Source organism: Sphingomonas sp. SP1 (genome assembly GCF_058313395.1).
On the sequence record NZ_JBZFLC010000002.1, the window covers coordinates 1 to 9,437 of the forward strand.

At 60.3% G+C, this 9,437-nt stretch carries 20 protein-coding genes and 1 tRNA gene; 10 read left to right on the plus strand and 11 right to left on the minus strand.

What is annotated here, in order from left to right; translation table 11 throughout:
* The 9 genes from AC4GYS_RS12100 to AC4GYS_RS12140 all read left to right on the plus strand — a co-directional run.
* On the plus strand, positions 1-235 hold a 235-nt coding region (locus tag AC4GYS_RS12100), incomplete at its 5' end, for a hypothetical protein (protein ID WP_491109420.1).
* A 22-nt stretch (positions 236-257) separates the two neighbouring features.
* A complete protein-coding gene (locus tag AC4GYS_RS12105; RefSeq protein WP_491109421.1) occupies positions 258-509 on the plus strand; it encodes a hypothetical protein in 252 nt (83 codons plus the stop codon).
* On the plus strand, positions 506-742 hold the full coding sequence (locus tag AC4GYS_RS12110; RefSeq protein ID WP_491109422.1) for a hypothetical protein: 237 nt from the start codon (positions 506-508) through the stop codon (positions 740-742). Before AC4GYS_RS12105 ends, AC4GYS_RS12110 begins: the two co-directional genes overlap by 4 nt.
* 5 nt (positions 743-747) lie before the next feature.
* Positions 748-1,008, plus strand: a complete 261-nt coding sequence (locus AC4GYS_RS12115) for a hypothetical protein (protein ID WP_491109423.1) — start codon at positions 748-750, stop codon at positions 1,006-1,008.
* A 418-nt stretch (positions 1,009-1,426) separates the two neighbouring features.
* Positions 1,427-1,849: a P27 family phage terminase small subunit gene (locus AC4GYS_RS12120; protein ID WP_491109424.1), complete on the plus strand. Its 423-nt coding sequence runs from the start codon at positions 1,427-1,429 to the stop codon at positions 1,847-1,849.
* Complete coding sequence (locus tag AC4GYS_RS12125; RefSeq protein WP_491109425.1) at positions 1,846-2,280, plus strand: hypothetical protein; 435 nt, start codon at positions 1,846-1,848, stop codon at positions 2,278-2,280. The genes AC4GYS_RS12120 and AC4GYS_RS12125 overlap by 4 nt, the downstream gene beginning before the upstream one ends.
* A 132-nt stretch (positions 2,281-2,412) precedes the next feature.
* On the plus strand, positions 2,413-2,766 hold the full coding sequence (locus AC4GYS_RS12130) for a hypothetical protein (RefSeq protein ID WP_491109426.1): 354 nt from the start codon (positions 2,413-2,415) through the stop codon (positions 2,764-2,766).
* A 225-nt stretch (positions 2,767-2,991) separates the two neighbouring features.
* Entirely contained in the window at positions 2,992-3,276 is a 285-nt protein-coding gene (locus tag AC4GYS_RS12135; protein ID WP_491109427.1) for a hypothetical protein, read from the plus strand.
* Between the two features lie 497 nt (positions 3,277-3,773).
* Positions 3,774-3,850, plus strand: a tRNA-Arg gene (locus AC4GYS_RS12140).
* Between the two features lie 133 nt (positions 3,851-3,983).
* Here AC4GYS_RS12140 and AC4GYS_RS12145 read toward each other — a convergent pair.
* Positions 3,984-4,421 (minus strand): hypothetical protein, encoded by a 438-nt coding sequence (locus tag AC4GYS_RS12145; protein ID WP_491109428.1) that lies wholly within the window; start codon positions 4,419-4,421, stop codon positions 3,984-3,986.
* Between the two features lie 92 nt (positions 4,422-4,513).
* Here AC4GYS_RS12145 and AC4GYS_RS12150 point away from each other — a divergent pair, with 92 nt between their 5' ends.
* Positions 4,514-4,822, plus strand: coding sequence for a 1-deoxy-D-xylulose-5-phosphate synthase (locus tag AC4GYS_RS12150; protein ID WP_491109429.1), 309 nt, complete (start codon positions 4,514-4,516; stop codon positions 4,820-4,822).
* A 40-nt stretch (positions 4,823-4,862) separates the two neighbouring features.
* Here the strand turns inward: AC4GYS_RS12150 and AC4GYS_RS12155 are convergent, their stop codons facing one another.
* The 10 genes from AC4GYS_RS12155 to AC4GYS_RS12200 all read right to left on the minus strand — a co-directional run.
* Positions 4,863-5,360: an SUKH-3 domain-containing protein gene (locus AC4GYS_RS12155; RefSeq protein WP_491109430.1), complete on the minus strand. Its 498-nt coding sequence runs from the start codon at positions 5,358-5,360 to the stop codon at positions 4,863-4,865.
* Positions 5,361-5,430: 70 nt separating this feature from the next.
* Positions 5,431-5,904 carry a hypothetical protein gene (locus AC4GYS_RS12160; protein WP_491109431.1) on the minus strand — a complete coding sequence of 158 codons (474 nt, stop codon included), beginning with the start codon at positions 5,902-5,904 and terminating at the stop codon, positions 5,431-5,433.
* A gap of 14 nt (positions 5,905-5,918) precedes the next feature.
* Complete coding sequence (locus AC4GYS_RS12165; protein WP_491109432.1) at positions 5,919-6,260, minus strand: hypothetical protein; 342 nt, start codon at positions 6,258-6,260, stop codon at positions 5,919-5,921.
* 401 nt (positions 6,261-6,661) lie between these two features.
* A complete protein-coding gene (locus AC4GYS_RS12170; RefSeq protein WP_491109433.1) occupies positions 6,662-7,054 on the minus strand; it encodes a hypothetical protein in 393 nt (130 codons plus the stop codon).
* 128 nt (positions 7,055-7,182) lie between these two features.
* Entirely contained in the window at positions 7,183-7,602 is a 420-nt protein-coding gene (locus AC4GYS_RS12175; protein ID WP_491109434.1) for a hypothetical protein, read from the minus strand.
* Positions 7,599-8,015 carry a P27 family phage terminase small subunit gene (locus AC4GYS_RS12180; protein ID WP_491109435.1) on the minus strand — a complete coding sequence of 139 codons (417 nt, stop codon included), beginning with the start codon at positions 8,013-8,015 and terminating at the stop codon, positions 7,599-7,601. Before AC4GYS_RS12180 ends, AC4GYS_RS12175 begins: the two co-directional genes overlap by 4 nt.
* A gap of 413 nt (positions 8,016-8,428) precedes the next feature.
* Entirely contained in the window at positions 8,429-8,692 is a 264-nt protein-coding gene (locus AC4GYS_RS12185; protein ID WP_491109436.1) for a hypothetical protein, read from the minus strand.
* Positions 8,693-8,697: 5 nt separating this feature from the next.
* On the minus strand, positions 8,698-8,934 hold the full coding sequence (locus tag AC4GYS_RS12190) for a hypothetical protein (protein WP_491109437.1): 237 nt from the start codon (positions 8,932-8,934) through the stop codon (positions 8,698-8,700).
* On the minus strand, positions 8,931-9,179 hold the full coding sequence (locus tag AC4GYS_RS12195) for a hypothetical protein (RefSeq protein WP_491109438.1): 249 nt from the start codon (positions 9,177-9,179) through the stop codon (positions 8,931-8,933). The genes AC4GYS_RS12190 and AC4GYS_RS12195 overlap by 4 nt, the downstream gene beginning before the upstream one ends.
* Before the next feature lie 23 nt (positions 9,180-9,202).
* Positions 9,203-9,437 (minus strand): hypothetical protein (locus AC4GYS_RS12200; RefSeq protein WP_491109439.1); only part of this gene is annotated, 235 nt, incomplete at its 5' end.

The window sequence follows — 9,437 nt, forward strand, 5'->3', positions numbered from 1 at the left end:
CTCGTTCGCCTCGGGTTTCCCCGCCGATCCTCGCATCGACGTGTCGGAGAATGCGGTCATCCACTTGGAGGACGCAAACCCCGAGCACATCGGCACTGCTGGAACGCCGAACGTGGTGGCCGCACCTGCCCGATCCGCCTTCCAGGTCGACATGAAGGTGCTCAAGTGCGTGCTTCGGGCCGCCTTCGGCATGCGCTCCGGGGCCATCGCCTTCACGGACTCAGCCACTTGGTAACAGCCGAAGGGAGGCCCACCCCATGAGTGACGACAATCTCAATCAAGCCATTGCCACGATGCGGTTCAAACGCCCGGCCAAGCTGATCCCAATCGCCATGTTCAGTTACCTTGAGGAACTGGCGATGATCGCAGCCCGCCGGGCCTTTCGCTCACGCTCCAAGGAGCAGGAAGCCATGGGCCGGGTGATCGGCCAGGAATTGGCCAAGCGAGACAAGCGCATCGACGCTTTGGAGGCCCGCCTAGCCCAGTTGGACAAGGGAGAGGATCAATGACCCAGTTCACTGGCATCGTCCGAACCTGCCCGAACCGATCCGCCGCCTACGACACCATGCGGCAAATGATCACGCAGCGCCGGTCCGAACTCGGTCCGCTGCCCTTCGAGGTGAAGGTCGCATACGCCAATGGCCTGGGGTCGGCGGGCCGCATGGTTTTGGCATGGCCGACGGCGGACCGAACAGGTGACGTCTTGGTCGCCTACTTCGAAGACCACGCAGTTTGGGAGTGAATGAAATGTCCGAAACCACTGCCACGGTTCAGATCGCCCGCGACCACGCCGAAGCGTCGGAGATTTTGTCCCAACTGATCCAGACCCGGAATGGCGGCATGGTCGATACCGACTTCCTTGAGGCGTATGTCGTGGATGTGTTCCCGGTCCGTGACTCGAAAACGGACAACTTCATGGAGGGGGTGAAGGTGATCGTGGCCTACCCCCGCGACAAGCCTTTCGACCTCAAGAACGTGCTGGCCGTCATGTACGGTTTCAGGCCGTGAAATGAAGATCGGCGCTCTCTCCCTCTGGCATATGGGGAGATCGTGCCGAGGTGGGCGAGGGGAAGTGGGTCTCCCCTCGTCCACCGGAGTTTCCGCAGGCCCGTGCCTGGGCCAATGGCGGAGTGGCGCAGGGGCCGCAGACCCCGCGCCGGCTGAGGGTGGACGGGTCAGGCGTATTCCTTCCGCCGACCTGTCCATTCCCCTCATGAGGAGGTGAGACGGTGATTAAGGACGCAATCGCATCTGCACTCACAAAGGCGTTCCTAACCTGCCCGATCGGTGACCCGCACATGGCGGCATTGCTTCAAGAACTCGGCAACTCAGGCGCACGGATCGACGACGACGCAGCCAGGCTAACCGCCCGTCATCAAGTGGCCCGGTTTCGACCAGGGCGTTTCACCCGTAGGAGCTTCATGAAATGAACCCACCGAACCACTGCAATCTTGAACCGCAGGACATTCCGTTCTGGGACGCGATCACCAAGGAGCTTCCGCACGGGCAGGGTGGTTGGACCGAACACCAACTGAGCCTCGCCGCCAACCTCGCCAAGACCATGTGCAACCTTGAACGGGTCCAACGCCAGCTGAGGGCCGAAGGCTTCGTGGTCGAGAATGACCGGGGCCGGATCATCCCCAACCCGTTGGCAGCCGTGGCCAACATGCTCACGTCTCAAATCCTCTCATCCCGCCGCGCCCTCAAGATCCACCCGGCTGCGGCATTGCATGGGAACGAGAAGACCGCCCGCCGAAGAATGGTGGTCCAGGAGACCGAGGAACGGTTCCGTCGCACCCTTCTCGAAGACGGAGACAGCCTCATCGCTCGGCCCCGGAGGGGCATATGACAAGGGGCCGGTTCCGGGTCGAACTGACCGACGAACTCCTGGCCTCGCTCAAGTACGTCAAAGGCGAACAACCACCCTACTACTACGACACCGTGCAGCCGTTCTTGGCTGTGGCTCCTACCGCCAAGGACGGGGTGGTCTGGTATGAGCGGCAAAGGGGCAGCAACCAGTTGGTCCGGATCGGCTACTATCCGACGATGACGTTGGCATCGGCCCGCCGGACAGTGACCCCGACCTCAACTCCATACAAGCCTCTAACCCCTCGGACCCAGGCTGCCCGGGAGAAGGCCCCGGCTGCCAAGGCGTCGACGATGGCGACTTGGGAAACCAGCACCTACGAAAGCCGATGGGCCAAGGATGCAGCCCGGGCGAACGACCGCTTTTTGACCACCCTCCGCCAAGTCCACCCGGAGCGACTGGCAAGGGCCTGACCGGGCAGAACAAAGTAGCAACAGAAAACTTCGACTACATATCAGAAAGTCGTGTCGGGGTGGGTTGCGATCATGTAAATAAGTCCGCTTCTCGCACCACATGGTGTGGTGCGAGTCGAATGGAGACACAACATGAGCTTTGTTGACGCACTTCGTTTGGACCCCAAACCAACACACATCCGGCTTGAACTGCTCTTGCGGCTTGCCGCCGCTCAGCACGCTTTGGCCTACGTCCGTGCTAACAACCATCCTGGCGATGCCAAAGCGATTGCCGAGTTGTCCGAGGAGGTGAAGACCCTGCGCGAAGACCTGGAGGAATACACAGCCCAAGACTGCTCGCTTTATGCTTCCACCCCATATCAACTTTGGCTCCGCGTGAAGTGGGACCAATTCCAGGTTGCGAAAGCGCCTGTTGGAACGGCCCCGTTCGCCGAGAAGCTGGCCAAGGCCAAGGCGGATATGAAGGAGGTGCTGGAGGACGCCTAACCACCACCGAGTGCCGAGACCGGCGCTCGCACTACCAAAGGAAAAGGGTAAGGCCTGGATAGGCACCTTTTCTTTCGCCTCGACGAACAGCCCCGGATGGGGTTTTTTTTGTGCCCGCCCGGCCAAGGACTAGTGTCAGTTAAGTGACTGACAAATAGGGTTAAATTCATCCATAATTACGAGACACCACTCCCCGCCACAACCCGTGGCGAGAGGAGACCCACGATGTTTGGATTGCGTCTCATGACCCTCGAAGAACTGGTTCTCACTGCCTGCCGGGCCGAAGAGGCCGGAGCCGTTGGCACCTTCGAAGCTTGCCTAGCCGAAATGGACCGCCGCTTGGCCCAGGAGGTGGCGGAGTTCTTCGAAACCCTGCCCGTAGCCGAAGCCCCGGGCCTCGGGATATTTGCCGCCATGCAGATGATCGCCGCCTTGGATGACGAGGCCGAGGCGGAAGAGGTCCTGGTCGAGTTCGTCCCCGCTTGGGGCAACGGCCCGACCATCAACTAAGGAGTGCGGAGATGAAGACCCAATGGAAACTGGCCCTGGGAGCCGCCGCTATCGCCCTCTGGAGCGCGACAAGGCCTAAGGCCAGGGGGAAGGTGGTCGAGGAGTCAGAACGCGCTCCTACGCGCCCCAGGGCGATCCGGAGACGGAAGGGAACGGGCAGGCCGGCAGGCCGACCCCGTAAGGTCCCGGTGACGGTCGTCTAAACCCTGCCCGATCCAGCCCACAAAAGAAGGGCGGCTGGTCCTAACCGGATCGGCCGCCCTTCCCTTTGGAAGATAGCTACGTGGCCCGTGACAACCTCGTGCTACCGGGCGAATGTATCACGAGGCCCGGGAGAGGTTGACCCCATTTGGGTGGATCAGCTCCCCTTTGTTGTGTAGGCCATGGGGCTAACCCACTCCGTTCTCTTTGCTCGTGTTCTCGTGGGTGTTATAGGACCAAGACCGATAACAAAGTGGAACGGAGAAAATCGAAGGAATTGAATGGGTTAACATTGGGCGCCCGTAGCTCAGCTGGACAGAGCCCGAGCCTTCTAAGCTTGTGGTCGCAGGTTCGAATCCTGCCGGGCGCGCCACTTTTTCCTTTGTTTTCTGGGCTTCTTGTTCCTCGCACTCTGTGACGAAGAACCCATTTAATCACGTATTCGCCACCGAGCGTCTAGGTGACTCGGTTTGCGGCTAATGTCCGAAATGGGTGGAAAGCGGACCCTACGCCACGCCGTTACAGTCTGCGCTTTTCACGACTGATTTGGCCTTATCGAAGATGACAGTGACTTGGCCACAGCCTCCGTCATTGATGAACGGCAAATCTTGCTCGCTCTTGACCCAGCGGCGCTCACCGGCAGGCATGGCCCAATCGGGCTGCGTCGCCTCGCACGGCACTTCACGGGTTGCGAAGTTCTCAAGAAGCTCCTCACAACTCTCGCCGGGCCGAATCTCATAGTTCATCGGTATCAGGTAGACAGCGACAACCTCGCCTCCGTTGATGTCGGCATAATACCTCGCATACTCGCCTAATGGCCGCGCACCCTTCGGCAACTGCACCTGCTTCTCGATTCGATTCATGAGCGCTTCACGGTCACGCTCTTGGGGCGTCGAGCAGCCGCTGAGAAGGACTACAGCGACCACGACTTTCAGCGAGTTCATCCCTTGAACGTCACACACCTGCCGAATGTCCGCAATGGGTGGAAAGCGGACATTGGTCCGAGTTACATCGCGAGCTTCAGAAGGGGCTGCTTGTGAGCGCGAAGAAGACACGCATCATGTATATCGAGGACAAGTCGCAAGGCTTGGACGGACCCGCGCGCATCGGGCGGGTCACTTACTCAAAAACGGGTCGGTCTTTGACCTACGGCGGGCGCACATTTCAGAGCCTCGGGGGCTCTGGCTTCAAGGCGAATTACGCGGACATTGAGAACGGTGATGAATTCTGGATTTCAGGCCCACGTAAGGACGGAAAGGACCGGCTCTACGACGGCAGCACGAAGCCGGTCGAGGTCGACGATGAGGTGAGCGCCGAGTACTGGCGGGACATTCGCGGCAAGTAAGAGCCGAATGTCCGCAATGGGTGGGAAGCGGACATTAGCGCTAAGCTAGTTCAGGGGCGCCTGGTCCAAGGACTTCGGGGTCACCTTGGCGGAACACCACACCATAAAGCGTCATTTCCGGCTGTTCTGACAACAGCATGGGCCGACTACGCTCGCCGCGTCTAATAGCCTCCATTGCCTCTGCAAAGGTGCGTCCGACGAGAGAACACGCCGGATGGACAAGGCTACAGAATATGACCTGTCCGGCTCTGGTCATGTAAAGTTCGCCGTGGCCGTCATCCTCCTCGGCAATACCGACCATCTTTGTCCCTAGAACTGCTTCCCATTCGGCCAGTAAGGATGCGCCCTCGGTCACATGCTGAAACGCGACCGAACAAACGTTTGAAGCAGGGTTCATCAAGGTGAGGCCACCAAGCTCGGCCAGAACGGCAGTAGCTGGATGACCGGTTGGAACTGCCGCTTCGACGGCAACATTTCGCCCTTCAAACCAACCCGCTGCCCGAAACAGGGGCCGCACACTTTCAGGAACGACGCTCATCGCCTTAGGCTAGTGGCAAGCCGCTAATGTCCGCAATGGGTCGTTTTCAGACACTAGCGGCAAGTGGCCACTACACTTTCGCCTGAAGTGCGAGACTGCCAGCTATGGTGGCTAATCCGATCACGAAGAACGCGAACGACCCAACGCCAACATAGGTCGGGAGCCAAGTCTTCCAACTTAGCTTCATGCTCTTCGAGAAGTTTTCAAGCTCATCCACGGGGGAGAAGTTCAGCATCATGGCTTCATCAAGCTTGATGCGCATCTTCGTCAATTTGAGGTTCGCTCGGAGCGATACGACCCCGCTCGTTATGCCCATCAAGAGGCTCAGCACCAAGCCAAGAGCCAGCCAAAGCAAAGCGTAATGCCGCCCTGGTAGCTCGTGAGCTCCACTGTCCAGCAGCGCAATAATGGCGCCACCATTCGCTGCAAACAGGGTCGCCATCAGCCAGCGGAAGGTGGAAACCGAATGCTCAAAAAGCCGCGCCTCGCTAACGGCAATTTCCTCGCGCACCCATCGTGCTACGCTCCGCTCGTCTTCATCCATGCCCTTCGCGCTCTTCAGTTCTTATCGGCGGTGCTGGTTGGGTTCTTCAACGCTCGTTCTTTGAACGTCACCCACTCCTGCAGGGTCGTTCTATCCATCGGCAGCCACTCCGTGACGCCGCTGTCTGCTGTCCCGGTGCTCACTTGGCTCCATGTTTCACCTGTGGCCGTATCCAAAAGGATAGCCTGCCCCGTCAGGTGTGGAACATGAACGATGGTGTAGCGCCCGATCGGAACTTGTGCCCGGTCGCTGGCAGAAGCCTGTTTATCCGTGGCTCTAGGGTCGGCACAGGAGGTGAGGCTCAATGAGGCCGCAAGAGCTAAGCCGAGGGCAGCGGACCGGGACGCAATACGCATTGGTGAGACCCCTTTTAAGCACCCTTGCGTCCGGCGCAGATGATGGTCCAGAAGCAGGTCGCCGGTTGGAGCTTCGGAACGGTGAGGTTTGGACCCCCATCGTTGGAGAACCACGGTTCCAACCGGCTAGCGGTCGAATGGAAAACCAAACCGCATGCAGCCATTAGAAGCAGCATTGGCGCTCCTCACAAGAGGGGATCGGGTCTTTTCGGGGAATGTCCTGGGGAAAACCGGCAAAAGTTCCGGAAAATCAGCGTCCCTTTTTGCGATCGGCAGTGGCGCAGGCACAAAAAAAGCCCCATCCGGGGCTGTTCGTCGGGACCAAAGAAAAGGCACCTATCCAGGTATTGCCTTTCCCTTTGGTAGTGCGAGCGCCGATCCCGGCACCTGATAGTTGAAGGTTACTTCTTCATGAGGGCGTCGACCAGGGCGTCGGCCTCTGCCTCTTCTTCACACGCCTCCTTCATATCCACCTTGGCCTTGGCCAACTTCTCGGCGAACGGGGCCGTTCCAACAGGCGCTTTCGTGACCTGGAATTGGTCCCACTTCACGCGGAGCCACAGCTGATAAGGGGTGGCACTAAAAAGCGAGCAGTCCCGGGCCGTGTATTCCTCTAGGTCTTCACGCAAGGTCTTCACCTCCTCGGACAACTCGGCAATCGCTTGGGCATCGCCAGGATGGTTGTTAGCACGGAGGTAGGCCAAAGCGTGCTGAGCGGCGGCAAGCCGCAAGAGCAGTTCAAGCCGGATGTGTGTTGGTTTGGGGTCCAAACGTAGTGCGTCAGCAAAGCTCATGTGGTGTCTCCATTCGACTCGCACCACACCATGTGGTGCGAACGTCGGTTTTACAGGACCGCAACCCACCCCGACACACATTTCCGATATGTAACTTTACTTTTCTGTTGCCAGTTTGTTCTGCTCGATCAGGCGCTCAGTCGCTCCGGATGGACCTGCCGGATCGTGGTCAAGAAGCGGTCATTCGCCCGGGCTGCGTCCTTCGCCCACCGAGTTTCGTATGAGTTCGTCTCCCATGCCGCTGCGGGGACTTTCGCCGCCTTGTCTCGGGCAGGGTTCGCCTGGGCCTTCGGCTCCGGGAGCATGGCGGATGGGGCGACGAGGCTCCGAGCCGATGCCAGTGTCATTGCGGGATAGTAGCCGATCCGGACCAACTGGTTGCTGCCCTTCTGCCGCTCATACCAGACCACCCCGTCCTTGGCGGTAGGAGCCACAGCCAAGAGCGGCTTCACGGTGTCGTAGTAGTAGGGCGGTTGTTCGCCTTTGACGTACTTGAGCGAGGCCAGGAGTTCGTCGGTCAGTTCGACCCGATACCGGCCCCTTGTCATACACCCCTCCGGGGCCGAGCAATCAGGTCGTCCTCGTCATGAACGGGCAGGACTTGGCGTTCAATCTCCCGTGCCAGTCGTCGCCGGTCGGCAATCTTCTGGTTGCCCGAGGGTTGCGCCGCTGCATGCAATTTCAAAGTGCGGCGGAGGCTGAGGATCTGATGGGTGAAGGCCGAGGCCACGGCGGCGAGCGGGTTGGCGACCAACCGGCCCTTGTCGGACTTGACCACGAAGCCTTCAGCCCGAACTTGCCGTTGCACTTGGTCCAGGTCCCGCATGGTCCTGGCGAGCGTGGCGGCAAGGACTAACTGGTCCTCCGTCCATCCATCCTGGCCATACGGAAGTTCGCGGGTCACCTCGTCCCAGAAGGGCATGTCCTCGGTGGTAAGTGGCACATGGGTCGGCGGGTTCATGGCATGAAGCTCCTGCGGGTGAAGCGACCCGGGCGGAACCGGGCCACTTGATGACGGGCGGGTGCTCTCGACTTATCCTCGTCGATCCGTGCGCCGGGGTTCCCGAGTTGTTGAAGCAACGCCGCCATTTCAGGGTCATGGATCGGGCAGGTTTGGAATGCCCTTTCGAGTGCAGTTGCGATCGTGTCCTTGGTCACCGTCTCACCTCCTCATGAGGGGAAGTGGACAGGTCGGCGGAAGGAAGAAACGCCTGACCTGTCCACCCAGCCGGCACGGGGTCTGCGGCCCCTGCGCCATTCCGCCACTGCCCAGGCTCGGGCTTGCGGAAAACTCCGGTGGACGAGAGGAGACCCACTTCCGCTCGCCCACCTCGGCGCTCCCTTGCGATATGCCAAACAAGGGACCGCCGATCTTCATGCTGGTTCGAGCCGGAGGCCGTACACGACCGCCAGCAAATTCTCGGGGTCGATCGGCTGACCCTTCGGGTAAGCGATCAAGACCTTGGCCCCAGTGATGTTGTTTCCCGTTTTCTGGTCGCGGAGCGGGAACACGTCCACGACCCAGGCCTCAAGATATTCCGCGTCGGTGTAGTTGCCGTTCGCCGTCTGGATCAGCTGCGACAAAATCTCCGACGCTTCGGCGTGGTCCCTGGCGATGGTGACGGTGGCTTCAGACATTGCGTTCACTCCCACACCTGGTGGTCTTCGAAGTAGGCGACGAGCAAATCGCCCTCGGTGTCTCCGGTCGGCCATGCCAGGACCACGCGGCCTCCGGGCGCGCCGGTGTAGGCAACCTTCACCTCGAAGGGCTGGCGCGGCTGGCCAAGTTCGGATCGGCGCTGCGTGATCATCTGCCGCATGGTGTCGTACGCGGCCGACCGGTTCGGGCAGGGTCGAACAATCCCGGTGAACTGGGTCATTGGTCCTCTCCCGTTTCGAGCTGCGCCAAACGAGCCTCTAGCGCGTCCAGGCGCTTGTCTCGGCGGGCCAATTCCTGGCCGATCACCCGGCCCATGGCTTCCTGCTCCTTGGAGCGTGAGCGAAAGGCCCTGCGGGCTGCGATCATCGCCAACTCTTCGAGGTAGGCGAACATGGCGATTGGCGTCAGCTTGGCCGGGCGTTTGAACCTCATCCTGGCAATGGCTTGGTTGAGATTGTCGTCCATGGGGTGGGTCCTCCCTTCGGCTGTTACCAAGTGGCTGAGTCCGTGAAGGCGATGGCCCCGGAGCGCATCGCGAAGGCGGCCCGAAGCACGCACTTCAGCACCTTCATGTCGACCTGGAAGGCGGATCGAGCGGGCGCAGCCACGACGTTCGGCGTTCCCACGGTGCCGATATGAGCCGGGTTTGCGTCCTCCAGGTGGATGACCGCATTCTCCGAGACGTCGATCCGAGGCGCTGCCGGGAACCCGGAGGCGAACGAA